General features: G+C 74.6%; 23 protein-coding genes. 7 read left to right on the forward strand and 16 right to left on the reverse strand.

Annotated features, from left to right (window positions below):
* The first annotated feature begins 166 nt into the window (after nucleotides 1-166).
* On the forward strand, nucleotides 167-1,603 hold the full coding sequence (locus tag GC722_RS07410) for a KamA family radical SAM protein (RefSeq protein WP_156609367.1): 1,437 nt from the start codon (nucleotides 167-169) through the stop codon (nucleotides 1,601-1,603).
* Nucleotides 1,604-1,616: 13 nt separating this feature from the next.
* On the opposite strand, the gene GC722_RS07415 is transcribed toward GC722_RS07410, so the two are convergent.
* A complete protein-coding gene (locus GC722_RS07415; protein WP_156609368.1) occupies nucleotides 1,617-2,057 on the reverse strand; it encodes an Lrp/AsnC family transcriptional regulator in 441 nt (146 codons plus the stop codon).
* 89 nt (nucleotides 2,058-2,146) lie between these two features.
* On the opposite strand from GC722_RS07415, the gene GC722_RS07420 reads away from it, so the two are divergent.
* Both GC722_RS07420 and GC722_RS07425 read left to right on the forward strand, forming a co-directional pair.
* Entirely contained in the window at nucleotides 2,147-3,118 is a 972-nt protein-coding gene (locus GC722_RS07420; protein WP_331714500.1) for a 5'-3' exonuclease, read from the forward strand.
* 323 nt (nucleotides 3,119-3,441) lie between these two features.
* Nucleotides 3,442-3,885 carry an HNH endonuclease gene (locus tag GC722_RS07425; protein WP_156609369.1) on the forward strand — a complete coding sequence of 148 codons (444 nt, stop codon included), beginning with the start codon at nucleotides 3,442-3,444 and terminating at the stop codon, nucleotides 3,883-3,885.
* Here GC722_RS07425 and GC722_RS07430 read toward each other — a convergent pair.
* Nucleotides 3,849-4,856, reverse strand: a complete 1,008-nt coding sequence (locus tag GC722_RS07430) for a helix-turn-helix transcriptional regulator (RefSeq protein WP_331714501.1) — start codon at nucleotides 4,854-4,856, stop codon at nucleotides 3,849-3,851. The genes GC722_RS07425 and GC722_RS07430 overlap by 37 nt on opposite strands.
* Nucleotides 4,857-4,954: 98 nt before the next feature.
* Between GC722_RS07430 and GC722_RS07435 the strand changes: the two genes are divergently transcribed.
* A complete protein-coding gene (locus GC722_RS07435) occupies nucleotides 4,955-6,118 on the forward strand; it encodes an epoxide hydrolase family protein (RefSeq protein ID WP_156609370.1) in 1,164 nt (387 codons plus the stop codon).
* Here the strand turns inward: GC722_RS07435 and metW are convergent.
* Complete coding sequence (gene metW, locus GC722_RS07440; RefSeq protein WP_331714502.1) at nucleotides 6,091-6,771, reverse strand: methionine biosynthesis protein MetW; 681 nt, start codon at nucleotides 6,769-6,771, stop codon at nucleotides 6,091-6,093. The genes GC722_RS07435 and metW overlap by 28 nt on opposite strands.
* Complete coding sequence (metX, locus tag GC722_RS07445; protein WP_331714503.1) at nucleotides 6,768-7,907, reverse strand: homoserine O-acetyltransferase MetX; 1,140 nt, start codon at nucleotides 7,905-7,907, stop codon at nucleotides 6,768-6,770. The genes metW and metX overlap by 4 nt, the downstream gene beginning before the upstream one ends.
* A 102-nt stretch (nucleotides 7,908-8,009) precedes the next feature.
* On the opposite strand from metX, the gene GC722_RS07450 reads away from it, so the two are divergent.
* On the forward strand, nucleotides 8,010-9,080 hold the full coding sequence (locus GC722_RS07450) for a VIT1/CCC1 transporter family protein (RefSeq protein ID WP_156609371.1): 1,071 nt from the start codon (nucleotides 8,010-8,012) through the stop codon (nucleotides 9,078-9,080).
* 15 nt (nucleotides 9,081-9,095) lie between these two features.
* Here the strand turns inward: GC722_RS07450 and GC722_RS07455 are convergent, their stop codons facing one another.
* Nucleotides 9,096-9,572 (reverse strand): PPOX class F420-dependent oxidoreductase, encoded by a 477-nt coding sequence (locus GC722_RS07455; RefSeq protein WP_156609372.1) that lies wholly within the window; start codon nucleotides 9,570-9,572, stop codon nucleotides 9,096-9,098.
* A 46-nt stretch (nucleotides 9,573-9,618) separates the two neighbouring features.
* Between GC722_RS07455 and GC722_RS07460 the strand changes: the two genes are divergently transcribed.
* Nucleotides 9,619-11,556, forward strand: a complete 1,938-nt coding sequence (locus GC722_RS07460; RefSeq protein ID WP_197429890.1) for a glycoside hydrolase family 15 protein — start codon at nucleotides 9,619-9,621, stop codon at nucleotides 11,554-11,556.
* 4 nt (nucleotides 11,557-11,560) lie between these two features.
* On the opposite strand, the gene GC722_RS18910 is transcribed toward GC722_RS07460, so the two are convergent.
* The 6 genes from GC722_RS18910 to GC722_RS07485 all read right to left on the reverse strand — a co-directional run bounded on the left by GC722_RS18910 (nucleotide 11,561) and on the right by GC722_RS07485 (nucleotide 17,945).
* The gene (locus GC722_RS18910) at nucleotides 11,561-14,392 is read right to left on the reverse strand and encodes a helix-turn-helix transcriptional regulator (RefSeq protein WP_197429891.1); all 2,832 of its coding nucleotides are present in this window, start codon (nucleotides 14,390-14,392) and stop codon (nucleotides 11,561-11,563) included.
* A 38-nt stretch (nucleotides 14,393-14,430) separates the two neighbouring features.
* Nucleotides 14,431-14,625: a hypothetical protein gene (locus tag GC722_RS17690; RefSeq protein ID WP_197429892.1), complete on the reverse strand. Its 195-nt coding sequence runs from the start codon at nucleotides 14,623-14,625 to the stop codon at nucleotides 14,431-14,433.
* A gap of 93 nt (nucleotides 14,626-14,718) precedes the next feature.
* Nucleotides 14,719-15,978, reverse strand: coding sequence for a threonine ammonia-lyase IlvA (gene ilvA, locus GC722_RS07470; protein WP_156609374.1), 1,260 nt, complete (start codon nucleotides 15,976-15,978; stop codon nucleotides 14,719-14,721).
* A 1-nt stretch (nucleotide 15,979) separates the two neighbouring features.
* Nucleotides 15,980-16,627, reverse strand: coding sequence for a nucleoside/nucleotide kinase family protein (locus tag GC722_RS07475; RefSeq protein WP_156609375.1), 648 nt, complete (start codon nucleotides 16,625-16,627; stop codon nucleotides 15,980-15,982).
* Between the two features lie 93 nt (nucleotides 16,628-16,720).
* The gene (locus tag GC722_RS07480) at nucleotides 16,721-17,509 is read right to left on the reverse strand and encodes a DinB family protein (RefSeq protein ID WP_156609376.1); all 789 of its coding nucleotides are present in this window, start codon (nucleotides 17,507-17,509) and stop codon (nucleotides 16,721-16,723) included.
* A gap of 37 nt (nucleotides 17,510-17,546) precedes the next feature.
* The gene (locus GC722_RS07485; protein WP_156609377.1) at nucleotides 17,547-17,945 is read right to left on the reverse strand and encodes a DUF3592 domain-containing protein; all 399 of its coding nucleotides are present in this window, start codon (nucleotides 17,943-17,945) and stop codon (nucleotides 17,547-17,549) included.
* 149 nt (nucleotides 17,946-18,094) lie between these two features.
* On the opposite strand from GC722_RS07485, the gene GC722_RS07490 reads away from it, so the two are divergent.
* Entirely contained in the window at nucleotides 18,095-18,622 is a 528-nt protein-coding gene (locus GC722_RS07490) for a hypothetical protein (RefSeq protein ID WP_156609378.1), read from the forward strand.
* Here the strand turns inward: GC722_RS07490 and GC722_RS07495 are convergent.
* The 5 genes from GC722_RS07495 to GC722_RS07515 are packed head-to-tail and all read right to left on the reverse strand — an operon-like array spanning nucleotide 18,549 to nucleotide 26,016.
* Nucleotides 18,549-20,234 (reverse strand): dipeptide ABC transporter ATP-binding protein, encoded by a 1,686-nt coding sequence (locus tag GC722_RS07495; protein ID WP_156609379.1) that lies wholly within the window; start codon nucleotides 20,232-20,234, stop codon nucleotides 18,549-18,551. The genes GC722_RS07490 and GC722_RS07495 overlap by 74 nt on opposite strands.
* Nucleotides 20,227-22,569, reverse strand: coding sequence for an arylsulfatase (locus tag GC722_RS07500; RefSeq protein ID WP_331714504.1), 2,343 nt, complete (start codon nucleotides 22,567-22,569; stop codon nucleotides 20,227-20,229). Before GC722_RS07500 ends, GC722_RS07495 begins: the two co-directional genes overlap by 8 nt.
* Complete coding sequence (locus tag GC722_RS07505; RefSeq protein WP_331714505.1) at nucleotides 22,566-23,489, reverse strand: ABC transporter permease; 924 nt, start codon at nucleotides 23,487-23,489, stop codon at nucleotides 22,566-22,568. The genes GC722_RS07500 and GC722_RS07505 overlap by 4 nt, the downstream gene beginning before the upstream one ends.
* Nucleotides 23,486-24,445, reverse strand: coding sequence for an ABC transporter permease (locus tag GC722_RS07510; RefSeq protein WP_156609380.1), 960 nt, complete (start codon nucleotides 24,443-24,445; stop codon nucleotides 23,486-23,488). The genes GC722_RS07505 and GC722_RS07510 overlap by 4 nt, the downstream gene beginning before the upstream one ends.
* Nucleotides 24,445-26,016 carry an ABC transporter substrate-binding protein gene (locus GC722_RS07515; RefSeq protein ID WP_156609381.1) on the reverse strand — a complete coding sequence of 524 codons (1,572 nt, stop codon included), beginning with the start codon at nucleotides 26,014-26,016 and terminating at the stop codon, nucleotides 24,445-24,447. Before GC722_RS07515 ends, GC722_RS07510 begins: the two co-directional genes overlap by 1 nt.
* Nucleotides 26,017-26,056 lie beyond the last annotated feature (40 nt).

Below are 26,056 nucleotides of genomic sequence, written 5' to 3' on the forward strand. Positions count from 1 at the left end.
AGACTACCCGGGCGGCCCGCCGGGGAGCAGCACGCGGACCCGCGACCACGTCCGGCTCTCCGACGACGACACCGCCAGACTTCTTGCCGCACGAGGGTACGACCGCAATACTTGCGGTACACAGCCCGTCCGGACGTGAATCGTCGGGCCGAAGCAGGAGGACGCGATGACGACCACCCCGACCGGTCAGCCCTACGCCTACGTCCGGCGCGAGCTGGTGGAGCCGGAGTGGCGGCGCCTGCCCGGCTGGCGCGACGTCACCGTCGAGCAGTGGCGCGACGTGCAGTGGCAGCGGGCGAACTGCGTCAAGACCGTCGCCCAGCTGCAGCGCGTGATGGGCGACCTGCTGTCGGAGTCGTTCTACGCCGACCTGCTCCGCGACCAGCAGGAACGGGCCACCATGTCGATGCTGCTGCCCCCGCAGATGCTCAGCACGATGGTCCCCGACCGGGTGCCGGACACCGACTCCTTCCTGGCCGACCCCGTCCGGCGCTACATGCTGCCCGTGTTCAGCGACCGCCGCACCGATTGGCCCTCCCACCCGCGGGCGAGCCGGGACTCCCTGCACGAGCAGGACATGTGGGCCACCGAGGGGCTGACCCACCGCTACCCCACCAAGGTCCTCGCCGAGATCCTGCCCACCTGTCCCCAGTACTGCGGGCACTGCACCCGGATGGACCTCGTCGGCAACTCCACCGAGCAGGTCACCAAGCTCAAGTTCGCCACCCGGCCCGGCCAGCGGCTGGACGACATGCTCGACTACCTGCGCCGCACCCCGCAGGTGCGCGACGTGGTGGTCTCCGGCGGCGACGTGGCCAACATGCCGTGGCCGCGGCTGGAGGCCTTCCTGATGTCGTTGCTCGAGATCGAGAACATCCGCGACATCCGCCTCGCCACCAAGGCGCTGATGGGGATGCCGCAGCACTGGCTGGGTGCCGACCTGCTCGCCGGGCTGGCCCGGGTCTGCCGGGTGGCCCGCTCCCGCGGCGTCATGGTGGCGGTGCACACCCACGTCAACGCCGCCCAGTCGGTGACCCCGCTGGTCGCCGAGGCGGCCGGGGCGGTGCTCGACGCCGGCGTCCGCGACGTCCGCAACCAGGGCGTCCTGATGGCCGGGGTGAACGACTCCCCCGCCCAGCTGCTCGACCTCTGCTTCGCCCTGCTCGACGGCGCGGCGGTGACGCCCTACTACTTCTACCTCTGCGACATGATCCCCTTCGCCGAGCACTGGCGGGTGCCGGTGGGCCGGGCGCAGGAGCTGCAGCACGCCATCCTCGGCTACCTGCCCGGGTTCGCCACGCCGCGGATCGTCTGCGACGTCCCCTTCGTCGGCAAGCGCTGGGTGCACCAGCTGGCCGAGTACGACACCGAGCGCGGCATCAGCCTGTGGCGCAAGAACTACCGGACCGGCATCGAGACCGACGACCCGGACGCCCTGGACCGCAGCCACGCCTACTACGACCCCATCCACACCCTGCCGGAGTCCGGCCGGCGCTGGTGGGCCGAGAACGCCCGGCTCGACTGGCACGCCGAGCACACCGCCGCGGCCGACTCCCGCCGGCTGGCCCTGGCCCAGGTCCAGGTCCCGTCCGTGACCTCCTGAGCGCCGCCGGTGCTCAGCCCCGGTAGGGGCGCTCCTCGTAGGGGATGGACAGCACCAGCGTGGTGTGGGTGGTGACGTTGCCGGTGGTGCGCAGCCGCAGCAGCAGGTGCTCCAGCTCCAGCGGCGTGCCCACCTGGACCTTGAGCAGGTAGTTGGCGTCACCGGCGATCGAGTAGCAGGAGACGACCTCCTCGATGGGCGCCAGCCGGTCGGGGATGTCGTCGGGCTGGCTCGGGTCCAGCGGGGTCACCTCCACGAAGGCCGTCAGCGCGCGGCCCAGCGCGTGCGGGTCGATGCGGGCGGTGTAGCCGGTGATCACCCCGCGCTGCTCGAGCCGGCGGACCCGCTGCTGCGCCGCCGAGGTGGAGAGCCCGGTCGCCTTGCCGATGTCGGTGTAGGACATCCGCCCGTCCGCGGCGAGGAGGGCCAGGATCTGCTGGTCGGTCTTCTCCATCCGCTTCCCTTCGAGAGGCGGGGCCGGGTGGCGCCCGCGCGCCGTCGGTGGTCACCGCCGGCTGTGGCGACATCGTGCCAGAATCGACCGTGGCCGAACGTCGACTGATGCTGCTGGACACCGCTTCGTTGTACTTCCGTGCCTTCTACGGGGTGCCGACGTCGGTCACCAACGACGCCGGGCAGCCGGTGAACGCCGTCCGCGGGCTGCTCGACTTCATCGCCCGCTTCGTCACCGACTACCGGCCCACCCACCTGGCCTGCTGCTGGGACAACGACTGGCGCCCGCAGTGGCGGGTCGACCTGCTCCCCTCCTACAAGACCCACCGGGTGGCCCAGACGGTGCCCGCCGACCAGGTGGTGGGAGCCGGCGGCCGCGGCGCCCTGTCGCAGGTGGCCGAGGAGTCCCCCGACGAGCTGACCCCGCAGGTGCCGGTGATCCGCGACGTGCTGGCCGCGCTGGGGATCGCCGTGGTGGGCAAGGACGGCTACGAGGCCGACGACGTGATCGGCACCCTGGCCAGCACGGCCGGCGTCCCGGTCGACGTGGTCACCGGCGACCGCGACCTGTTCCAGCTCGTCGACGACCGCACCGGCGTCCGGGTGCTGTACGTGGCCCGCGGCATCAGCCGGCACGAGCGGGTGGACGAGGCGTGGGTGCGCGAGCGCTACGCGATCCCGGCCGCCGCCTACGCCGACTTCGCGGTGATGCGGGGCGACACCTCCGACGGGATCCCGGGCGTGCCCGGCATCGGGGAGAAGACGGCGGCGCAGCTGCTCGCCCGGCACACCAGCCTCCACGGCATCCTGCGGGCCGCCAGCGACGGCGACCCCACCGTCACCGCCGGCGTGCGCTCCAAGCTCGCCGCCGCCATCGACTACCTGGCCGTGGCGCCGGAGGTGGTGGCCGTGGCCCGCGACCTCGACCTCGGGGTCTCGCTGGAGGACCTGGCCCTGCCCACCGCCCCCGTGCAGCCGGAGCGCTGGTCGGAGCTGGTGGCCGCCTGGTCCCTCGGCGGCAGCGCCGAGCGGATCGCCGCGGCCCTCGCCGCGCGGGGCTGAACGACCCGGTCGCCGACACGTCGCCAGGAGTTCGCCGGCGAGTGTGGTGACAACGGTTGAGGCCGTGCTTACTCTTTGTCCAGCACCGGTCGCCGCGCGCATCGCGGCGACACGCCCGGGTACGGGTGAGGAGAGAGGAGGAGCCGCCATGACGTCGACGTCGCCGGCCACCTCCGTCCCCGAGGTGCGCATCCGATGCTGCGACGGCTGTCAGGGCTGACTCCCATGCCCTCCACGTCATGCCGTCCTGCGTCGTCGCGGGGCGGCATGCGTCGTCTCCGGGCACGTTCGTGGTGGACACGATCTGGGCGAAGGAGGAGCCGATGAGCGGGGTGCTCGTGCTGAACACCGACAACACCGCGCTGCACACGGTGTCGGTCAAGCACGCCATCGGCATGCTCGTCCGCGAGGTCGCCGTCGTCGAGGAGGCCCGCGCCGACCACGCCATCGGGCCCTACCCGTGGCCGGTGGTGCTGCGGCTCGTCCGCTACGTCAAGACCGCCTTCATGTACGCCCGCGCCCCCGGCTGGACCAAGCGGGGAGTGCTGCGCCGCGACGGCCACACCTGCGCCTACTGCGGCGGCCGGGCCGACACCGTCGACCACCTGGTGCCGCAGTCCCGCGGCGGACCCAACACCTGGCTCAACACGGTGGCGGCCTGCGGCCGGTGCAACGCCCTCAAGGCCGACCGCACGCCCGCCGAGGCGCGGATGCTGCTCCGGTTCCGCCCCTACGCGCCGTCGCGGGCCGAGCTCACCGGCCTCTGAGAGCCGTCCCCCGCCCGGGGGTCCGCGACCGAGCGACGGTAGCGCTCGCCGACGATGCGGAGGTGCTCGACCAGCTCGGGCGGCCCGTCGACGTGGAAGTCCAGTCCCAGCATGCCGATGTAGACCGCCACCGTCTCGTAGGTGTCGGCGCCGGTGACCAGGACGCAGCGCGTCTCGTCGACCTCCTCCACGACGCCGACGGCGGCGTTGATCCGGGCCAGCACCTCGCCGGCGGGCGCCTCCACCGCGATGCGCGCGTGCACCCGCCACCCGGTCGAGGCCACGTCGCGCAGCACGAAGCCGGCGTAGTCCTCGCCCTCCAGGGGGCGGGGGGTGAAGCGGCCGGCACCAGGGGTGCGCAGCCGCACCCGGTCGACCCGGAAGGCCTGCCAGCTGCCCGTCGGGCGTCGGCGCGCCACCACGTACCAGCGCTGCTGCCACGTCACCAGCCGGTACGGCTCGGCCTCGACCGGCTCCTCGTCGTACCAGAACCGCACCGCCTCGTGGTCGCGGACGGCCGCGGCCAGGTCGGCCAGCCGGGCGGTGTCGACCGGCGGCGCGGCCATGTTGGTCGAGGTGTCGGCCGGCCCGACGTCGGTGCTCTCCAGCACCGCGCGCACCCGGCGGCGCAGCCGGGTCGGGAGCACGTGCTCCAGCTTGCCCAGGGCCAGCGCGCTGGCCTCGGCGACCCCCGGCAGGGAACGGGCCGAGGACAACCCGACGGCGACGGCCACCGCCTCGTCGTCGTCCAGCAGCAGCGGCGGGAGGGTGCCGTGCGGGCCGAGGCGGTACCCGCCCGACGGCCCCCGCACCGACTCGATGGGGTACCCCAGCTCGCGGAGCCGCTCGATGTCCTTGCGCAGCGTGCGCTCCCCGACGTCCACCCGCCGGGCCAGCACGGCGCCGGGCCAGGTGCCGCGCGTCTGCAGCAGCCCCAGCAGCGCCAGCAGCCGCGAGGAGGTCTCGATCACCCGCCCACGATAGGGACGGACGCAGCCGGCGGAGAAGATGTCGCGTGGTCGTGCAGATCAGGAACCGGACGTGCCGGAACTCCTCCTACCGTCCGGACATGACCAGCAGCCAGAGCACCAGCACCCCGCCCACCGCCCTCGTCGTCGAGCCCTTCCGGGTCGACGTGCCCCAGCCCGCCCTCGACGACCTGGCCGAACGCCTCGCCCGCACCCGTTTCCCGGCCGAGGTGCCGGGCGACGACTGGTCGCAGGGCACCCCGGTCCCCTACCTCCGCGAGATGGTCCACCACTGGCGGACCGACTTCGACTGGCGGCAGGTGGAGCGACGGATCAACGCGCTGCCGCACCACCTCACCGAGATCGACGGCCAGCGGATCCACTTCGTGCACGTCCGCTCCGCCGACCCCGATGCGGTCCCGCTCCTGCTGACCCACACCTACCCGGGCTCGTTCCTGGACTTCCTCGACCTCGTCGGCCCGCTCAGCGACCCCGCCGGCCACGGCGCCCCTGACGGGCAGGCCTTCCACCTGGTCGTCCCGAGCCTGCCGGGCTTCGGCTTCAGCACGCCCCTGGCCGACGGCGGCTGGACCGTCAGCCGGGTCGCCCGGGCCTGGGACGCGCTGATGCGCGGGCTGGGCTACGACTCCTACCTCGCCCACGGCTCCGACCTGGGCGCGATGGTCTCCCGCGAGCTCGCGGCGACCGCCCCTCCCGGGTTCCTCGGCGCCCACGTCCTGCAGCTGTTCTCCTTCCCCTCCGGGGACCCCTCGGAGTTCGAGGCCATGTCGCCGGAGGACCACGAGGCGCTGGAGTTCGCCGCCTGGTTCCAGACCGTCAACGGCTACGCCGCCATGAACGCGTCGCGGCCGAGCACCGTCGCCGCCGCGCTGAGCGACTCACCGGTCGGCCAGCTGGCCTACCACGAGCTGTTCGAGAACTTCGGCCGCGGCACCTCGCTGCTGACCCGGGAGCAGGTGCTGGCGCAGGTGAGCCTCTACTGGCTGACCAACACCTCGGCCGGGGCGGTGCGGATCTACCACGCCGAGCGGTCGGTGGAGCCGCGCACGAACCACGGCCCGATCGGCGTCACCGTCTTCGCCGACGACTTCCGGTCGATGCGCCCCTTCGCCGAGCGGGACAACACCGACATCGTGTCCTGGACGACGCGTCCACGCGGCGGGCACTTCGCCTCGCTCGAGGTGCCCAAGGAGCTGGCCGAGGAGATCCGCGACTTCTACGCGGTCGTGCTCGCCCGCCGCTGAGCCTCGTCCCCGCGGGCCAGCAGGTACACGGCCGCCCCGGACATCAGGTTGGCCAGTCGGTCCGGCCAGCTCGCCACGCGCCCGGCGGCGTCGAACAGGATCCGCTGCTCGACCGCGAAACCCTGCTCGGCCAGGAACTCCTCCAGGTCCACCAGCGTGGCGTTGTGGATGTTGGGGGTGTCGTGCCAGTCGTAGGGCATCTGCCGCGACATCGGCATCCGTCCGCGCAGCAGCCGCCAGCGGTGGGTCCACAGCCCGAAGTTCGGCACCGAGACGATACAGCGCGGGGCGATCCGGCTCATCTGGGCCAGCACCTCGGCGGGACGCCGGGTCGCCTGCAGCACCTTCGACAGCACCACGACGTCGTAGGAGTCGTCGCCGAACTCGCCCAGCTGGGCGTCGATGTCGAGCTCGATCACCGACACCCCGGACCTGATCGCCCGCAGCACCGCCTCGGGGTCGATCTCCACCCCGGTGCCGGTGCAGCCGTGGCGACGCTCCAGGTGGCGGACCAGCTGGCCGTCGCCGCAGCCGAGGTCGAGCACCCGGCTGCCGTCGGCGACCAGGTCGGCCACCACGGCGAGGTCGTCGCGCAGGTTCAGGTGCCGGCTGGGCCGGCGTCGCCGGGAGGCGACCGGGGACGGGGTGGTCACGCGGCAGGGCTCCGGTCCAGGGCCCGGTCGAGGAAGGCGCGCACGGTGGCGTGGTAGTCGGGCACCTCGAGCAGGAAGGAGTCGTGGCCCCAGGGCGAGGCCACCTCGCGGAAGCTGACCCGGACCCGGGCCGCCTCGAGCTGTCGGACGATGGCGCGCGAGTGGGCCGTCGAGAAGCGCCAGTCGCTGTCGAAGGAGACCACCAGCACGCGGGTGCCGGCCGCGGCGACCGCGGCCGCGTCGTGCTCGCTGAACGGCTCGAACCAGTCCATCGCCCGGGTGAGGTACAGGTAGGACAGGGCGTCGAAGCGGGTCAGGAAGGTGTCGCCCTGGTGGCGCAGGTAGCTCTCGACGGCGAAGTCCACGCCGAACCCCGGCCCGGACTGCTCGGCGTCCTGGATCCGCCGGCCGAACTTGGTGGCCATCGCCTCCTCGGAGAGGTAGGTGATGTGGGCCAGCATCCGGGCGATGGCGAGCCCCGTGGCGGGGTTGGTGCCGCGGGCCCCGTACTGGCCGTCGGAGAACTCGGGGTCGCGCATGATCGCCTCCCGGCCCACCGCCGAGAAGCCGATGTTCTGCGCGCTCAGCCGGCTGGAGGCCGCCACGATGACGGCGTTCTCCACCTCGTCGGGGTGGCTGAGCGTCCACTCCAGCACCTGCATGCCGCCGAGCGAGCCGCCCACCAGCCCCAGCAGCCGCGGGATCTGCAGGTGGGCCAGCAGCGCCCGGTGGACGGTGACGAAGTCGGCGACCTGCAGCAGCGGGAAGTCCAGCCCGTACGGCTGTCCGGTGGCCGGGTCGGGCGAGGCGGGTCCCGTGGTGCCCTGGCAGCCGCCCAGCAGGTTGGCGCAGACGACGAACAGCCGGTCGGTGTCCAGCGGCTTGCCAGGACCGATGAGGGTGTCCCACCAGCCCGGCCGCCGGTCCCCGGGGTGCCAGCCGGCGGCGTGGGCGTCGCCGGTCAGCGCGTGGCAGATCATCACGGCGTTGTCCTTCTCGGGGCTGAGCTCGCCGTAGGTCTCGTAGGCGACGTCGACCTCGCTCAGCCGCTGGCCGCTGGCCAGCACCAGGGGGGAGTCGTGGTCGAACAGGCGCACCTGCTCGGTGCGCACCTCCCCCAGCTGACCCACTGCCACCCGTGCGAGGCTAGGCACCCCCCGGGCGGCCCCGGCGCGGGTCCATCATCCGGTCAGCGGAGTCCGGGCCGGCCCCGGCGTGCCTGCGAGAATGTGGCGGTGATGACCGAGAACCAACCGCCGCAGGTCAGCGAGCGCGACCGGCGCCGCTGGCGGCAGTACCTGGCCGACGAGCAGGCGGAGGCGCAGGTGTACCGCGCCCTGGCCGGTCGGCGTGCCGGTGAGGAGCGAGAGATCCTGCTCGCGATCGCCGAGGCCGAGGGGCGCCACGAGCAGCACTGGATCGACCTGCTCGGCCAGCACCGCGGACGCCCGGCGCGGGCCAGCCTGCGGACCCGGCTGCTCGGCTGGCTGGCCCAGCACCTGGGCTCGGTCTTCGTGCTGGCCCTGATGCAGCGGGCCGAGCAGCGCTCCCCCTACGAGGACGACGAGCACGCCACCGACCAGATGGCCGCCGACGAGCACATCCACGCCGAGGTGGTGCGCGGGCTCGCGGTGCGCGGCCGGCAGAGCATGTCAGGCACCTTCCGTGCCGCGGTCTTCGGCGCCAACGACGGGCTGGTGTCCAACCTGGCGCTGGTGCTGGGCATCGGCGCCACCGGTGTGTCGACGCCGGTGGTGCTGGCGGCCGGGCTGGCCGGTCTGCTGGCCGGCGCGCTGTCGATGGGCGCCGGGGAGTTCGTCTCGGTCCGCTCCCAGCGCGAGCTGCTGCTGGCCTCCGACCCCAACCCCGACACCCCGAGCTACCTGCCGCAGCTCGACGTGGACGCCAACGAGCTGGCGCTGGTGTACCGGGCCCGGGGTATGTCGCCCGACGAGGCCGCCGCGCACGCCGACGAGGTGCTGGCCGGCCTCCGCGAGCTGGAGGTGGGCGAGGCCCAGCAGCACGAGGAGCTGGGGACGGCCTGGGGCGCCGCGCTGTCCAGCTTCGCCTTCTTCTCCTCCGGGGCGATCATCCCGGTGCTGCCCTACCTGCTCGGCGCCACCGGGATGACGGCCGTGGTGCTCTCGGCCGCGCTGGTCGGGGTCGCCCTGCTGCTGACCGGCTCCGTGGTCGGTCTGCTGTCAGGGGCCTCCCCGCTGAAGCGGGCGCTGCGCCAGCTCGCCATCGGCTGGGGCGCGGCCGCGGCCACGTACCTGCTGGGGCTGCTGTTCGGCACCCACGTGTCCTGAGCCGCGGGGCGCGCCTCAGCCGTCGAGCCGGGCGGCGACGTCGGCGGGGAACCCGCCGGTGGCGATGGGTCCCCAGCGCCGCGGGGTGATGCGCAGCAGCGACTTGTCCTGGACCCGCATCGCCGCGCGGTACTCCTCCCAGTCGGGGTGCTCGCCGCTGATGCAGCGGAAGTACTCCACCAGGCCGTCCTCGGCCTCGGGCATGTGGAGCACCTCGGCCTCGCCGTCGACCTGCACCCAGGCGCCGCCGAAGTCGTCCGACAGCACGCAGACGCTGACCTGGGGGTCGCGCGCGGCGTTGACCACCTTCGCGCGGCTCGGGTAGGAGGAGATGACGATGCGACCCTGCGGGTCGACGCCGCCGGTGACCGGCGAGATCTGCGGGCTGCCGTCGCGCCGCCGGGTGACCACGATCATGTGGTGGCGCGGCCGGACGAAGTCCAGCAACTCCTCGAGGGTGGCGCGGGTGTTGGTGGCGATGGTGCGGCTCATGGCACCGACCCTACGGCGGCTGGGGGTGGGTTGACAGACTGAGCGGGTGCGCCGACCCGAGACCTCCCCCGACGACGACCTCTTCGCGCCGCTCCGCACCGGGGCGCGGGTCCGGGTCGGCTCGCCGGACCTCTGCTGGCGCGGTGGGGACGAGGTCGAGGCGGTGGTCGACGAGCGCGACGCCGACGGCTACCTGGACCTGCGCTCCTACGCCTCGATCGGCGACGGCCGCACCATCGCCCTGGTCGGCCGGGACGGCCGCATCGACTGGATGCCGGCCCCCGACCTCGACTCCCCCGCCCCGTTCGCGGCCCTGCTGGACGCCGGGGACGGCGGCTACCTCGCGCTCAGCCCCGTCGAGCCGTTCACCGTCAGCCGCGCCTACGTGCCCGACACCAACGTCCTCACCACCACCTACCGCACCGCGTCGGGTGTGGTGCGGGTGGTGGACTCGATGAACACCGGGGTGGCCGGCCGGCTGCCCTGGTGCGAGCTCGCCCGCCGCATCGAGGGGGTGGAGGGCAGCGTCGCGGTGCGGGCCGAGGTGCGTCCGGGCACCTGCCTGAACCAGGGGTCGGCCTGGGTCTCGACCACCGTCCACGGGCCGGTGCTGCGGGTGCACGAGCTGACCATGGGCGTCCGCACCCTCGGCCACGAGCGGCTGGACGTCGGCGCCCGCTCGGTCACCGTCGAGTACCGCACCTCCCCCGGCTCGCGGCACCTGCTGGGCCTGGTCGCCACCGAGGACGAGCCGCTCTTCCTGCCCCGCGCCGAGGACGTCGACGCCGCCGTGGACCGCACCGTCGACGGCTGGCAGACCTGGTCGGACACCTTCGGCTGGCACGGGCGGTGGGAGCCGCTGGTGCGACGCAGCGGTCTGCTGCTCAAGCAGCTGATCTACGCCCCCACCGGCGCCCTGGCCGCCGCGGCGACCACCTCGCTGCCGGAGTCGCTGACCCGGCAGAAGAACTGGGACTACCGGTTCAGCTGGACGCGGGACTCCGCCTACGCGCTCACCGCCCTGCTCCGCTTCGGCGTCCGGGAGGAGACCCACGCGGCCATCAGCTGGATGCTGCGGACCCTGGAGCGTCACGGTCGCGAACCGGTGATCCTGAGCCGCCTCGACGGCAGCCAGCCCGACGACCGGGTGAGGGTGCACGACGTGCCGGGATGGCGCGGGGTCGGCCGGGTGGTCACCGGCAACCCGGCGGCCCAGCAGCTGCAGCTGGGTGTCTTCGGCGACGTGTTCAGCATCGTGGCGCTCTACGTCAGCCAGGGCAACGTGCTCGACGCCGGCACCGGCCGGCTGATGGCCATGCTGGCCGACCGGGCCTGCGACGTGTGGCGCCAGCCCGACGCCGGGATGTGGGAGCTGGGCGTGGACCGGCACAACGTCACCTCGAAGCTGGGCTGCTGGCACGCGCTCACGCAGGCGGTGCACCTGGCCGAGATCGGCCAGATCCCCGGTCAGGCGGACCGCTGGCGGGCCGAGGCCCGGCTGATCCGGGCCTGGGTCGAGGAGAACGGCTGGGACGAGGAGCTCGGCGCCTACGTCTGGTACCCGGGCAGCCGCGAGCTCGACGCCTCGATCCTGCTGCACGCGATCAGCGGCTTCGACCGCGGACCCCGGATGTCCTCGACGCTGGACGCACTCCGCCGCGAGCTGGGCTCCGGGCCGCACCTGCACCGCTACAGCGGCGCCCAGCGGAGCGAGGGGGTCTTCCTGGCCTGCTCGTTCTGGATGGTCTCCGCGCTGACCCTGGTGGGCCGGCTCGAGGAGGCCGAGGAGCTGATGGAGCAGCTGCAGGCCACCGCGAACGACGTGGGGCTGCTCGCCGAGATGGTCGACGTCGACAGCGGCGGGTTCCTCGGCAACCTGCCGCAGGCGCTCAGCCACCTGGCCCTGGTGAACGCGGCCATCACGCTCAACGACCACCTCGACCAGGCCGGCGAGGGCGGGCCCGAGCCGGGCGGCCGGGACTGAACGCTCAGTCCAGCAGACCCGCCCGTCGCGCCTTGGCCGCTGCCTCGCCGCGGGAGGAGGCGTCCAGCTTGGCCAGGATGTTGGACACGTGCACGCTCGAGGTCTTGGCGCTGATGAACAGCTCGCGCCCGATCTCGGCGTTGGAGCGGCCCTCGGCCACCAGCCGCAGCACCTCCGCCTCGCGCGGGGTCAGCACGCCGGTGCCGTCCCGCTCCCCCGAGCGGCGCTGGAGCCGTCGCAGCCGCTCGTGCAGCGGAACCAGCCCCAGCCGGCGCGCCTGCTCGCACGCCGCGGCGAGCACGGCCTCGGCCTCGCCCCGCTGCCGCCCGACGAGCAGCGTCGAGGCCAGCCGGAGGCCGGCGTAGGGGCGCAGGTGGGCCGGACCGTGCCCCAGCGCCGCCACGGCGGCCCGCCACGCCGCAGCCGTGTCCGCCAGCTCGGCGGCGACCAGCGGCCGGGCCCAGCTGGCGGCGGTGACCTCGCGGCAGGAGGCCGCGAGCTCGTGGACGCGGGCGGTGGCCGCGGCCGGGTCGTCCACCGCCGCCGCGCTGCGGGCGGCGAGGGTGAGCAGCCGCCAGCGCTCGTCCTCCTTCATCAGCTGCGGACGGTCCAGCAGCGGCTGCAGCTCCTGCCAGGCTCCGGCCGGGTCGCCCTCCAGCCAGGCGAGGTCGGCCCGGGTGATGCACAGCAGGCGGAGGAACTGGGGCAGCCGGCCGGCGGGCGAGCGTCCCGCGCCGGGCAGGTCCAGCACCGCGCGGGCCTGGGCAGAGCGTCCCTGCCAGGTGTCCATCCAGGCGCCGACGAGCTGCAGGTGCAGGGCGTGGTGGCCGATGGCGCTGAGCTCGCGGCCCGTGCGCAGCAGCTCCCCGGCCTCGTCCCAGCGGTCCAGCTCGAGCATCGCCGCCACCGCGTTGCCGATCAGCATCGCGCCGGCGGCCCGCGAGATGCCCTGCCGCCGGGCCACCTCGATGCCCTCGGTGGCGACCGCGATCGACTCCTCGGCCCGCCCCGCGCTGAGCAGCGCGTCGGACATGTTGACGTGGTAGCGCAGCTGCAGCCACTCGCTGCCGTCGGCCAGCGGCAGCGACCGGCGCAGCGTGGCCAGCCCCTCGGCCTCCTCCCCGAGGCCGACCAGGACCGAGCCCTGGGTGTTGAGGGCGCTCGCCCGCAGGTGGTCGGCGCCGATGGCGACCGCCGTCCGCTCGGCCTCGCGCGCGACCTCCAGCGCGTGCTCGCGGTCGCCGGTGAGCATCAGCTGGGTGGCCAGCGCGTCGAGGGCCTGCGCCCGTTCGTGGGTGTCGCCGTGCGGGCGGGTCAGCTCGACCGCGGCGGTGGTGGTGGCGATGGCATCGGCGTAGCTCTGGCCGAGGTCGTCGGTCGAGAGACCGAGCAGGATCCCCTTGACCACCTGGCGGCGGGCCGACACCAGCGGCTCGGCCGCCTCGTCGGTCTCGGCCAGGGACGCCCGGATCAGCGGCAGGCCCCGCCGGGAGTCGCCGAGGCGGCGGGCCAGCCCCGCCGCGCGCTCCAGCACGTCGGCGTGGCTGCCGTGCCCGCCGTGGTCGACCCGGTCCCACAGCTCGAGCGCGACCTCGAGCATCCGCAGCTGCTCGTAGGGGCTCGAGGCGGAGGCCGCGGCGGCCATCGCGGCGTCGAAGGCCCGCTGCGGCTCGTGCGCGGCCGACCAGTGGTGGGCGATCTCGGCGTCCAGGTGCCCCCGGGCCAGGTCCGGGCGGACGGTCAGCACCTCGGCGAAGCGGGCGTGGCTGCGGCTGTGCTCGCCGGGCAGCAGGTCGGCGTGCAGCACCTCCCGCAGCAGCGCGTGGCGGAACCGGTAGCCGGACTCGGTGGTCAGCAGCAGCCCGGAGTCGACCGCCTCGCGCAGCAGCCGGTCCAGCTCGGGCTCGGGCAGGTCGCTGACCTCACGCAGCAGCGCGTGGCTGATGGAGTTCCCGGCGGTGGTCATCAGCCGCACCAGCGCCTGCGCCTCCTCGCTGACCGTGGCCGCGCGCACCAGCAGCGCGTCGCGGAGGTTGTCCGGCATCTCGGGGCAGCCGCGCTCCAGCGCCTGCCCCAGCTCGGCCACGAAGTAGGGCACCCCCTCGCTGCGCTCGTGGACCGACGCGGCGAGATCGGGCCCGACCGGGTGCCCGAGCCGCTGCTCCAGCAGCTGGGCGACCTCGGCCACGGTGAGCAGCGGCAGCTCGACCCGCAGCACCTGCGGCAGCCGCACCAGCTCGGCCAGGAAGGGCCGCAGCGGGTGGCGCCGGTGCACCTCGTCGGTGCGGTAGGAGATCAGCACCATGACGTGCGCGGGGCGCAGCGACTGGGTGACGAAGCGGAGCAGCTGCCGGGTGCTCTCGTCGGCCCAGTGGGCGTCCTCGACGACGACCAGCAGCGGCTGCCGGGCGGCGGCCTGCTCGAGCACGCGGGTTATCGCCTCGAACAGCCGGAGCCGGTCCTCGTCCGCGGGTCGGGCCCGTCCCAGGGCCGGCAGCACCGCGCCCAGCGTGTCCGCGCCGGCGCCGGCCCACTCCAGCACCTGCTCGACCCCGTGCGCCTCGATCAGCCGGCGCAGCAGCTGCGCCACCGGGACCAGGGCCAGCCCCAGCTCACCCAGCGGGACGCACTCCCCGACCACGACCTGCGGGGTCGGGGAGGTCGCCCCCGGTGCGGTCAGCCGGCGGACGAGCTCGCCGATCACCGTGGTCTTGCCGCCACCGGCGTCGGCGGCCAGCAGCACCGTCCGCGGTGAGGCGGCGGCCTCACCCCATTGCTGCAGCAGCGTGGCGAGCTCGGCGTCGCGGCCCACCACGGCCAGCCCCTCTGTCAGCACGGTGCCATCGTGGCACGCGGGACTGACAGGAGCAGCGGTCAACGCCAGACCAGCAGCCGCAGGTGCCGGGGACGCGCGGCGGGCGCCTGCAGCGCCCGCCTCGCCCGTCGCTCCTCGCGGCGCTCGAGGCGTCGGGCGGCGGCGAGCTCCCGGGCCAGCCGGCGCTCCCGGGCGCGTTCCATCTGCTCCGCCAGCTCGTTGCGGTACGTCGTCATCGTCCAGTAGTCGCTCATGGACCCACCGTCGTGCTGAGGCCGGCTCCGCCGCATCGGGCGAACTGCTGCTTCTGCCGCTCCGGACCCGCGGCGGCCGACCCCTGAGGTACCTCAGATGAGGAAGCGGGTGAGCTGCGCGTCCGCTGGCAGGTGGGTGGCGCGGATCGGGCTGCGCTCCATCCGGCCCAGCAGGTCGTCGATGTCCTCCGGACGGCCCAGCTCGATGCCCACCAGCGCCGGCCCGAACTCGCGGTTGCTGCGCTTGGCGTACTCGAAGAGGGTGATGTCGTCGTCGGGCCCCAGCACCTCGTCGAGGAAGCGGCGCAGCGCACCGGCCTCCTGCGGGAAGTCGACCATGAAGTAGTGCTTGCGTCCCTCGTGCACCAGCGAGCGCTCCACCACCTCGGCGTAGCGGCTGAGGTCGTTGTTGCCGCCGGAGAGGACGCACACCACCCGGGACCCGGGCGGCAGGTCCGGACCCGTGCGCAGCGCTGCTCCGGCCAGCGCGCCGGCGGGCTCGGCGATGATCCCCTCCTCCTGGTACAGGTCGATCATCTCGGTGCAGACCAGCCCCTCCGGCACCACCCGCACCTGGTGCAGCCGGCCGGCGACGAGGGCGTGGGTCAGCTCACCGACCCGGGCCACCGAGGCCCCGTCGACGAAGGTGTCGACCCCGCTCAGGGTGACCGGACCACCCGAGGCCAGCGCGGCGGTCAGGCTCGCCGCGCCGGCGGGCTCGGCGCCGACCACCCGCACCTCCGGGTGCCGTTCGGCCAGCCAGGCCACCATCCCCGCCAGCAGACCCGCCCCGCCGACGGGGACCACCACGGCGTCGGGGGCGCCGCCCAGCTGCTGCACCAGCTCCGGCGCCAGGGTGCCCTGCCCGGCGACCACGTCGGGGTGGTCGAAGGGCGGCACGCGCACCGCGCCGGTCCGGGCGGCGTCGGCCTCGGCCGCGGCGGCCGCCTCGTCGTAGTAGTCGCCCTCGATGACCACCTGCACCCGGTCGCCGCCGATGGCCGCGACCCGCTCCCGCTTCTGCCGCGGCGTGGTGCGCGGCAGGTAGATCCGGGCCCGGACGCCGAGCACCGCGCAGGCGTGGGCGACGCCCTGCGCGTGGTTGCCGGCGGAGGCGCAGACCACCCCGCGGGCCCTCTGCTCCGACGACAGCCGCGAGATCAGGTGGTAGGCGCCGCGCGCCTTGTAGGAGCGGGCGTGCTGCAGGTCCTCGCGCTTGAACCACACGTCAAGGCCGGTGAGGCGGGACAGCCGCTCGCTGCGCTGCAGCGGGGTGGTGGCGACGGCCCCGGCCAGCCGGGCCACCGCCCGCTCGACGTCCACCGCCGTCACCGTGGTCTGCTCCTGCGCCATCTCAGGCCACCGTCACCACGAGGTCGGCCCGGTCGCGGGAGCGGGCCACCAGCTCGGCGTTGCGCTGGTCGGTGCCGCGGGCCCAGCCGGCGGCCGCCTCGGGCGCCTTGCCGTGCTGCTCGTGGCGCCGGGTGAGCCGGTCCAGCCGCACCTCGTCGTCGAGCTCGAGGTACCAGCACTCGTCCAGCAGCGCCGCGACACCGCCCCACGATCCCTCGGTGGTGAGCAGGTAGTTGCCCTCGGTGACGACCAGCGGCACCGCCCGGTGGACGGGGATGGCGGAGCCGATGGGCTCCTCCAGCGCGCGGTCGAAGTCGGGGGCGTGCACCACCGGCTCCCGCGCGGCCCGCAGGCGGCGCAGCAGGTGCAGGTAGCCGTCGACGTCGAAGGTGTCCCAGGCCCCCTTCCGCTCCCGGCGGCCCCACGCGAGCAGGGTGCGCTCGGCCAGGTGGAAGCCGTCCATCGGCACCAGCACGGCCAGGTCGGGTCCGAGCGCCTCGACCACCGCGGCGGCCAGGGTCGACTTGCCGGCCCCCGGCGCCCCGGTGATGCCCAGCAGCGTGCGCGGACCCCGCTCGGCGAGCCGGCGGGCGCGGGCCAGCAGGTCCTCCACGCCCAGCGCCACCGGCTGCGGCGCCGTCCGGCTCATCGGGCGGTTCCGGTGGCGGGGTGCAGGCTGGGACGCACGGGGCTCCTCGGTGGTGGTCGGCTGGTGCGATTCTTCGGCCGCGGCGCCGGGGCGTCAAACGCCGGCGCCGCCCCGGGCGCCGAGCAGGTCGAGGTCGCGCTCGGCGAAGAAGCGGTGCCACCACTCCTCGGTCACCAGCACCTCCAGCGCCTCCCGCACGGGGTAGGCCCTGGACTCCGGGAAGCCCGGGGCCGGCACGGGGGTGGTCAGCTCGTCGAGCCGGTCGTCGGTCAGCTCGTCGAGCAGCCGCTGGACGGTCCGGGCCCGGTCCTCCCGCAGCGCCAGCACCTGCGCCAGCTCCGGCCGGGCCTCCCGGTCGCGCGGGACGCCGGGCACGTCGGGCATCTCGTCGAAGGGCAGGTCGAGGGGGTGCCACGGCGCCGGGTCCTGCAGCAGCACCCGCAGCACCCAGGCGTCGGTGGCGAACAGCAGGTGACGCAGCGTCTCGACGAAGGACCACTCCTCGTCCACCTGCTCGTGCAGCAGCGCGGGGTCCAGGGTCCGGGCCTTCGCCACCGTGGCCGCCCACAGCCGTCGCAGCTCGGCCCAGGCGCGGCGGAACCCCTCCGCGTCGGACGGCCGCATCAGGACCCGCTCGGGGTGGCGTCGGTCGAGCTCGGCCTCCACCAGGGGCACCACGTCGATGCCGTAGATCCGCAGGTCGCGGATGTCGCCGCTGAGGTCGACGTCGGACAGCAGCGCCCCGCGGACCCGGGCGCCGGTGAGGTCGACGTCGGCGAAGCGGGCGCCGGACAGGTCGACCTGCCGGAAGGTGGCCCCCCGCAGGTCCACGTCGACGAAGGTGGGGGCCGCGGCGCCGCTGCGGGGCGTCTCGTCGCTCATGACCTGACGGTACGGCCTGTGGTGCCGCCCGTGACCATCAGCCCCGGGACAGCAGGGCCGCCAGGCCCGCCAGCAGGAGTCCGATGCCCACGACCACGCCGCCGACGACCTTGAAGAACCCACCCCGGTGGTAGAAGGTGTCGATCACGGCCCGCCGGGGGCGGCGCGGGTCGTAGCGGACGGGGACCGTCCCCGACTGCGTGAGGCCGAGGGCGTCCATCGACGGGAACACCCGGTGGGTGCTGCCGTCCTCGGCCCGGTACTCGACCTGCCAGGAGCGGCTCCACCTGCCCTCGAAGGGCACCCACCTCCCCTGGGTGCTCCGCCAGCCGGAGCGACGGCCCTTGCCGACGGCGAACCCGACGGTCCAGAAGACCAGCCCGAGGAGGCAGGCCCCGCCGCCGAAGCCCAGCAGGAGCTCGGTCACCGGCCTCATGGGCGCCCAGCCTAGAGCCGCCCGGTCCACCCCGGGCCTTCCCCGGCGCCCGGGTCGCCCGCGGACGACGGCCGCCGTCGCCTGACGGCGTACCGGGATCGAGCGTGCGCGCGGATGTGGTGACGGCCGCTGCTTCCTACCGTCGGAGCATGAACTCCACCACCTCGTCCCCACCGCACGCGACGACCTCCCGTCGCCCCCGCCTGGGCCTGTCCTGGCCGGCCCTCGTCGGGCTGGCCCTGCTGGCCGCGCCCCGTGTCGTGCTGCACGACCTGGACCTCATCCAGGAGGGCACCTCCGTCAACGCCCTGTTCGTCTTCGTGCCCCTGCTCATCTGGGTCGCGGTGGTGTGGGCGGCCCGGGTGCCGAAGCCGTTCCTCACCCTGCTCGTCGTCGGTGCCCTGTACGGCGTGATCCTGGCGGTGGGTCACCAGCTCCTGTGGGAGACCGCCGTCGGCGCCCGGCTGCCGGACGCCGCCAGCACGGGCATGTCCCCGGCCGCCCTCGAGCTGCTCGTGCGGGGCACCGGTGTGGTCTCCAGCCTGGTCACGGGCACCGTGGTGGGCGCCGTCACCGGGCTGGTGGCCTGGGGGCTGGCGGCCCTCACCGGCCGACGAGCCGGTGCCGCGGGTCGGGGACCGGCACCGCGTCCACCAGCTCCCGGGCGTAGCCGGTGACCGGCCGCGTCAGCACGCTCCCGCTGTCGCCCTGCTCCACCACCCGTCCGTGGCGCAGCACCAGCACCCGGTCGCTGACCTGGTGCACGACAGCCAGGTCGTGGCTGACGAAGAGGCAGGCGAAGCCCTGCTCGGCCTGCAGCCGGGCGAGCAGGGCCAGCACCGACGCCTGCACGGTGACGTCGAGCGCGCTGGTCGGCTCGTCGGCCACCAGCAGCGACGGCCGCAGCGCCAGCGCGCGGGCGACGGCCACCCGCTGGCGCTGACCGCCGGAGAGCTCGTGCGGCAGCCGGGAGGCCACCGCCCGCGGCAGCGACACCGACTCCAGCAGCTCGGCCACCCGGCCCCGGACCAGGGCCGGGCCGCCCCAGCGGTGCAGCTGCAGCGGCTCGGCGACGCAGTCGGCCACGCTGAGCCGCGGGTCGAGGCTGCTGGCGGGGTCCTGCTGGACCACCCCGATGCCCCGGCGCACCCGACGCAGTTCCTGCGACGACAGCCCGGCCAGCCGCTGCCCGCCGACCCGCACCTCCCCGCGCAGCGCGGGGAGCTGGCCCAGCACCACCCGGGTCAGCGTCGACTTCCCCGAGCCGGACTCGCCCACCACGCCCAGCACCTCACCGGCGCGCACGGCGAACGTGACGTCGTGCAGCACCGGGGTGCTGGCACGGCCGAACCGGCCCGGGTACTCGACGTCCAGCCCGTCGGCCTCGACCACCACCTCCCGCGGGTCCACCGCCCGCGTGTCGACCGCCGCGGCCGGGGCCGGCGCACCGGCGTCCGAGGTGGTCGGCAGCCGGGGCACCGAGGACAGCAGCAGCCGGGTGTAGGGCTGCTGCGGGCGGTCGAACAGCTCGTGCACGCCGCCGGTCTCGACGTGGCGGCCGTCGTGGACCACCTGCACCCGGTCCGCGAGGGAGGCCACCACCCCCATGCTGTGGGTGATGAGCAGCACGGCGGTGCCGAGCCGGTCACGCAGGTCGGCCAGCAGCTGCAGGATGTCCCGCTGCACGGTGACGTCGAGGGCGGTGGTCGGCTCGTCCGCCACCAGCGCCGCCGGCTGCTGGGCCAGCGCCAGCGCGATCACCACCCGCTGCTTCTGCCCGCCCGAGAGCTGGTGCGGGAAGCTGTCGACCCGCCGCCCCGGCTCGGGGATGCCGACCAGGTCCAGCAGCTCCACGGCCCGGCGGCGGGCGCTGCGCCGGTCGGTCCGGGTGTGCGCCCGCACCGCCTCGGCCAGCTGCCAGCCCACCGTCCGGACCGGGTTGAGCGCGGTCTGCGGCTCCTGGAACACCATGGCGGCGCACCGTCCCCGCACCTGCCGCCACTGCGACTCCGTGGCACCCACCCACTCCCGGTCCGGCACCCCGGCGACCTGCCAGCGCACCGACCCGGCCACCGTGGCGGTGCCGGGCAGCAGGCCGAGCAGGGAGCGGGCGGTCACCGACTTCCCCGACCCCGACTCCCCCACCAGGGCCAGCACCTCCCCGGGTGCGAGCTCGAGGGACAGCCCGTCCACCGCAGGACGCGGCTGCTCGGCGAAGTGGACCCGCAGGTCGCGGACCCGCAGCAGCGGCCCACGCTCCTCGACCAGGTGCTGGCCTCGCTCAGTCATGGATCCGTGCTCCTTCCAGCCACAGCCGGGCCAGCTCGCGGGGGTCCTCGGGGCTCGGGCGTCCCGGGGTGTAGGTGACGGCGTGCAGCACGCCGGTGAACGGGTCGTGGCGGCGGCTGAGGTGGCGCTCCCACTCGACCGGTCCGCCCCGGTCGGCGCCGACGCTGATCCCGGTGAAGGGGGCCATGCCCAGCAGCTGCGGGACGTCGCCGAGCTCGGCCTCGGCGCCGCCGGCGGCCAGCCGGAGCCGCCAGCGGAAGCCGGGGAGCGGCTCGAACCGCAGCAGCAGCCGCTGCGGCCCCAGCTGCAGCGCGAGCGGGCCGGTGCGGTGCACCCGGCCGTAGGCGTTGAGCACCAGCACCGCGGCCGGGCGGCCGTCGGGGAGCGGGTCGACGGCCAGCAGGTAGCCGCCGCCCTGGTCGCCGTGGGCCACCAGCACCCCGCGGTCGCCGGGACGCAGGGCCAGCTCGACCGTGACGTCGAGGTGGCGGTGCTGCAGCAGCCGCGCCGAGCGGACCCGTTCCAGCGTGGGCGTGCCCGGCAGCAGCCGGACCGGGTCGTCGAGGTGGTCGTCGGCCGGCCGGCGCAGCGCGGAGGCGGGGCCGTGGTCGTCGAGGGGGAACACCCGGTTGGCCCAGGCGGCCTCCTCCCAGCGGCGGGCCAGGTCGGCCACCAGCTCCGGCCGCCGGGCGGCGAGGTCGCGGGTCTCGGTGGGGTCCTCCGCCAGGTCGTGCAGCGCCCACTCCCGGTCGTCGAAATCCGTGCCCGGCAGGTGCCGGGTGACGATCTTCCACCGACCGGCCGTGTAGGACCGGTGGCCGCCGGACTCGGCGTACTGCTCGGTGTGGGTCGCGAGCGCGTCGGCGGAGCGCAGCACCGGGACCGCGCTGACCCCGTCGGGCGGCGTGGCGGGGATGCCGTGGCGGGCGGCCAGCCGCGGCACCCGGGCGAGCTCCAGCAGGGTGGGCGCCAGGTCGGTGGCGTGCACGTACTGGTGCCGCAGCCCCCGCTCGGGCAGCCCGGCCGGCCAGGAGACCAGCAGCGGTGCCCGCACCCCGCCGGCGTGGGTGTGGCCCTTGTAGAGCCGGAACGGGGTGTTGGACGCCCGTCCCCACCCCCGCGGGTAGTGCACCGCGGTCTGCGGGCCGCCCGCCAGGTCGAGGTCGCGCTCGACGTCGCGCTCCCACCGCTCGTCCAGCCCGGCCAGGTGCACGAACTGGCTGAAGTAGCTGCGGGTGCCGTTCACCCCGCCCTCGGCGGTGCCGCCGTTGTCGGAGGCGAACACGATGATCGTGTTCTCCAGGTCGCCGTGCTCGGCCAGCGTCGCCCGGAGCCGGCCCACGCTGTCGTCCACCGCCGTCACCGCAGCGGCGTAGACCTCCATGTAGCGGGCGAACAGGCGTCGCTGGTCGGGGCTGAGGGAGTCCCAGGCGGGGACGTCCACCCCCGGCTCGGGAGCGTCGGGCAGCCGGGTCCCCTCGGGGAACAGCCCTCGCTCGACCTGGCGGCGGAACCGCTCGGAGCGGACGTGGTCCCACCCGGAGTCGTAGACGCCGGCGTAGCGGTCGACGTCGCCGTCGCGGGCCTGGATGGGCCCGTGCACGGCGTGGTGGGCGAACCACAGGAAGAAGGGCTTGCGGGCGTCGCTGGACCGCAGCGCGCGGATCATGCCCACGGCCCGGTCGGTGAGCTCGTCGGTCAGGTAGTAGCCGTCGGGGTAGGAGTCGACCTCGTAGGGCGAGTTGTCCCACACCAGGCGGTGCGGCGCGTGCAGCGAGGTGAAGCCCTCGAGGCTGCCGAAGTAGCGGTCGAAGCCCCGCTGCAGCGGCCAGGACGACTTGTCCGCGGCGTCGTGCAGCAGCCGGTCGCCGGCCAGGTGCCACTTCCCGACCGCGAAGGTGGCGTAGCCCGAGGCCCGGAAGGACTCGGCCAGGGTGGGCGCGTCGTCGGGCAGCCGGAAGTCGAAGGCCGGGTGCCCGGGGTCTGAGTTCGCCGGGTAGGCGAAGCCGGCGCGGTGGGCGTTGACCCCGGTCAGCAGCGACGCCCGGGCCGGCGAGCACAGCGGCAGCGTGTGGTAGCCGGTGAGCTGCACCCCCTCCGCGGCCAGCTGGGCCAGGTGCGGGGTCTCGATCTCACCGCCGTAGGGCGCGGTGTCGGCGTAGCCCAGGTCGTCGACCAGCACGACCACCACGTTGGGTGCACCCGCCGGTGCCCGGACCTCCTCGGGCCACCACGGCCGCGACTGCGACATCGTGCGTCCCACCCGGCCCCCGAAGCCGTCGTAGGCGGCCGGCCGCGACCCGGCCCCCGCACCGGTGCCGGCCCCGGTGCTCACCGGACCCCCCGGGCGGCGCGGCCGAGGGCCTGGGCCACCAGCTGCAGACCGAGCACCACGACCACCACCACGACCAGCGGGGCCACCACGTAGGCCACGTTGGACTCGGCGTAGCCGATGCCGTCGGAGATCAGGCTGCCCAGCGAGGGCGCCGGTGGCCTGACGCCGATGCCGAGGAAGCTCATCGCCCCCTCGACGAAGACGGCCAGCGACAGCGAGAGGGCCAGCTGCACGGCCAGCGGGTCGCGGGCGTTGGGCAGCACGTGGCGACGCAGCACCCACCGCCGGGGCGCACCCATCGCCACCGAGGCCTCGACGTAGGGCTGGGCGGTGACGGTGAGCACCGCGCTGCGCAGCACCCGGCCGAACACCGGGGTCTCCAGCACCGCGATCACGGTCACCACCGTCCAGGTCCCGGGCCCGATCACCGCCGTCAGCGCGATCGCGAAGACCAGGGTCGGGAAGGACAGCAGCAGGTCGAACAGCCGCTGGACCGCGACGTCGACGACGCCCGACAGGGTTCCCAGCAGCGCCAGCAGGCTGCCGGCCAGGGCACCGAGGGGGACGCCGACGGCGAGGACCACCAGGTCGGCGCGGATGCCGTGCAGGGTGCGGGACCACACGTCCCGGTTGACCTGGTCGGTGCCGAGCAGGTGGTCCCCGCCCGGGCGCAGCAGGTTCGCACCGGGCACCTGCTGCAGCGGGTCCCAGGGCGAGAGCACAGGCGCCAGCAGCCCGGCCAGCACCACGAGGCCCAGCAGCACCAGCCCGACGAGCCCGCGGCCGCGGGTCAGCGCCCGCCAGCTCCGCGACCGGGTCCGGGAGGCGGCCGCGGCCTCCTCCGGGCGGTCGGGCTCGACCGCCGCCGGGGCCGGGACCACCGTCCCGTCCACGCCGGTGCGGGTCAGCAGCTCGGTCACGTCAGACCTCCGATCCGGACCCGCGGGTCCAACCAGGCGTGCACCACGTCGGTGGTCAGCTGGACCACCACGAACACCGCCACCGACAGCAGCAGCAGGACCTGGACCACCGGGTAGTCGCGGCGGTCGATCGCCTGGGCGGCGAGCTGGCCCAGCCCGGGCCAGCTGAAGATGGCCTCGACCAGCACCGCGCCGCCCAGCAGACCGCCGGCCTGCAGCCCCAGCACGGTCAGGTAGGTCGGCAGCGCCGCCGGCAGCGCGTGGGCCACCAGCAGCCGCGAGCTCCGGACGCCGGCGGCCCGCGCGGTGGTGACGTAGGGCGCGGCCAGCTCGGTCCGCAGCGCCTCGGTGAGGAAGCGGGTGAGCGCGGCGGAGGCGGGCAGCGCCAGGCAGACCGCCGGCATCAGCAGGTACTGCACGGCGATGTCGGGGTCGCGGGCGAACCCGGCCGGCGGCGTCCCCCCGGTGGGCAGCACGCGGAGCACGATGCCCAGCACCAGCACCAGCGCCACCCCGGTCACGAAGGTGGGCAGCGCCAGGGCCAGGGTGTTGACCGAGGTCAGCAGCGAGTCCAGCGGACCCCGCTCCACCCGGGCCCACAGCAGCGAGGTCACCAGGCTGCCCGCCACCGCCAGCAGCAGCGCGGCGGCGGTGAGCACCAGGGTGTTGACCAGGCCGCTGCGGACCAGGTCGGCGATCTGCCCGCCGATCAGGTAGGAGCGGCCGAGGTCGCCGGTGAGGACGTCGCCCAGCCAGGTCACGTACTGCGTCCCCAGCGGCCGGTCGAGACCCAGCTCGGCCCGGATGGCGGCCACCGCCTCCGGGGGCGCGTCCGCGCCGGCCAGCGTGGTGGCCGGGTCCCCCGGCACGAGCCGCAGCAGCCCGAAGATGGCCACCGAGGAGGCGAGCAGCACCAGCAGCGCGGACGGCAGCCGACGCAGGAGGTAGCGGCCCATCAGCCACCGCCGAGGTAGGCGTCGGTGAGCAGGATCTCGTTGCGCTTGGTCCAGTCCACGCCGCTGAGCCGGCGGGAGATCCCGTAGCGGGGCAGGACGACGGCGAGCTCGATGAGGAACAGCGCCTCGAGCAGGTCCTCCGACACCTCGCCGTAGGCCTCGACCGCCTCGGGCCCGGCCCCGTCGGGGATCCGCCAGGCCGCGTCGGCGTGCTCGGCGTACTCCTCCGACCGGTAGTTGGAGGCGTTCTTGGCGGCGTTGAAGGGGTAGGCGCTCACGGTCAGCGTGGAGGGCGTGTACTGCGCCCAGGAGTGGAAGGTGGTCCAGATGCCCTCGAGCTCGGCCCCGATCAGCCGCTTGGTGAACTGGGCCTGGTCGATCGGGTCGAGCTCGACGGTGATGCCGACCTCGGCCAGGTCGGCCTGCACGATCGCCGCCGTGGCCTCCACCAGCGGGTTCCCCACCGGGTAGGTGTAGGGGATGGTCTCGATCTCGCCGAGCTCGGCGACCAGGGCCCGGGCGGCCGCCACGTCACGGGCGTAGCGCTCGTTGCGGGCCTCGTCGAAGGCGCTGGAGTAGCGCGGCCAGGGCAGGTTGATGGGGTACCCGCCGCCCCGCAGCACCTCGTCCACCACCCGCTGCCGGTCGACGGCGTAGGCGATGGCCCGGCGCAGCCGGACGTCGGCCAGCGAGCCCGCCGTGACATCGGTGCCCACGTAGAGCTGCTGCTCCGCACCCTCGGCGGTGAGCACCTCGAAGGCGTCGCTCGGCAGGTTGTCCAGGTCGAGGTAGCTGAGGCCGTTGGCCAGCTGGATCTGCCCCGACCGCAGCGAGGACAGCAACGAGGTGGCGTCGGTGATCACCCGCACGTCCACGCCGTCGGCGTAGGGGCGCTCGGGCACCCAGTACCCCTCGTGCCGGTCGAAGGTGATGGCCGTGCCGGGCTCCCAGGAGGTCACCTTGAACGGGCCGGTCCCGACGAACGCCTCACCGGTGGCGAGCTGCTCCAGCGAGCCGGCGTCGACGACGGGGACGGTGTCGAGCAGGTCGAAGACGTTGCCCAGCGGGTGCTCGAAGCCGAGCGTGACCCGGTACGGCTCGCTGGTGTCGAAGAAGGTGATGGCCGCGGCCGTCCGCCGCAGCTGGCCGTTCCAGCGGGGGTCGGCGTAGGCCCGGATGGAGGACTCCACGTCGGCCGAGGTGAACTCGCGGCCGTTGTGGAACAGCACGCCCCGGCGCAGCTCGAGGGTGAGTGCGAGGCCGTCCTCGGCCAGCTCCCAGGAGGTCGCCAGCCGGGGCGTGGGCTCGACGGTGTCGTTGGGGTAGCGGATCAGGGACTCGAAGGCCAGCCCGACCACGGTGGTCACCCCGAGGGAGGAGTTGGTGAAGAAGTTGGCCGGCACCAGGTCGGTCAGGATGCCGGCGGCGATGCGACCGCCGTGGGTCGGTCCGCCGGCGGGTCCGGCGCTGGCCTGCTCGACCGCCGAGCGGCAGCCCGGCAGGGTCAGCAGCGTGGTGGCGAGGCCGGCACCGGTGGCGGCGAGGAAGGTCCGTCGGTCCAGACGGGTCATGGCTGTGTCCTCTCTCGGACGTGCGGGGGACGGTGGCGGC

Origin of the sequence: Auraticoccus cholistanensis, from assembly GCF_009742705.1 — a bacterium.
Taxonomy (GTDB): Bacteria; Actinomycetota; Actinomycetes; order Propionibacteriales; family Propionibacteriaceae; genus Auraticoccus; species Auraticoccus cholistanensis.

Excerpts from the sequence above, each read along its gene's own strand:
- GC722_RS07510 (WP_156609380.1), bottom strand. The coding sequence starts at position 24,445 with ATGGGCCGCTACCTCCTGCGTCGGCTGCCGTCCGCGCTGCTGGTGCTG.
- GC722_RS07425 (WP_156609369.1), top strand. The coding sequence starts at position 3,442 with ATGAGCGGGGTGCTCGTGCTGAACACCGACAACACCGCGCTGCACACG.
- GC722_RS07515 (WP_156609381.1), bottom strand. The coding sequence starts at position 26,016 with ATGACCCGTCTGGACCGACGGACCTTCCTCGCCGCCACCGGTGCCGGC.
- GC722_RS07415 (WP_156609368.1), bottom strand. The coding sequence starts at position 2,057 with ATGGAGAAGACCGACCAGCAGATCCTGGCCCTCCTCGCCGCGGACGGG.
- GC722_RS07410 (WP_156609367.1), top strand. The coding sequence starts at position 167 with ATGACGACCACCCCGACCGGTCAGCCCTACGCCTACGTCCGGCGCGAG.
- GC722_RS07480 (WP_156609376.1), bottom strand. The coding sequence starts at position 17,509 with ATGAGCGACGAGACGCCCCGCAGCGGCGCCGCGGCCCCCACCTTCGTC.
- ilvA (WP_156609374.1), bottom strand. The coding sequence starts at position 15,978 with ATGGCGCAGGAGCAGACCACGGTGACGGCGGTGGACGTCGAGCGGGCG.
- GC722_RS07475 (WP_156609375.1), bottom strand. The coding sequence starts at position 16,627 with ATGAGCCGGACGGCGCCGCAGCCGGTGGCGCTGGGCGTGGAGGACCTG.
- GC722_RS07455 (WP_156609372.1), bottom strand. The coding sequence starts at position 9,572 with ATGAGCCGCACCATCGCCACCAACACCCGCGCCACCCTCGAGGAGTTG.
- GC722_RS07495 (WP_156609379.1), bottom strand. The coding sequence starts at position 20,234 with ATGACTGAGCGAGGCCAGCACCTGGTCGAGGAGCGTGGGCCGCTGCTG.
- GC722_RS07435 (WP_156609370.1), top strand. The coding sequence starts at position 4,955 with ATGACCAGCAGCCAGAGCACCAGCACCCCGCCCACCGCCCTCGTCGTC.
- GC722_RS07490 (WP_156609378.1), top strand. The coding sequence starts at position 18,095 with ATGAACTCCACCACCTCGTCCCCACCGCACGCGACGACCTCCCGTCGC.
- GC722_RS07485 (WP_156609377.1), bottom strand. The coding sequence starts at position 17,945 with ATGAGGCCGGTGACCGAGCTCCTGCTGGGCTTCGGCGGCGGGGCCTGC.
- GC722_RS17690 (WP_197429892.1), bottom strand. The coding sequence starts at position 14,625 with ATGAGCGACTACTGGACGATGACGACGTACCGCAACGAGCTGGCGGAG.
- GC722_RS07450 (WP_156609371.1), top strand. The coding sequence starts at position 8,010 with ATGACCGAGAACCAACCGCCGCAGGTCAGCGAGCGCGACCGGCGCCGC.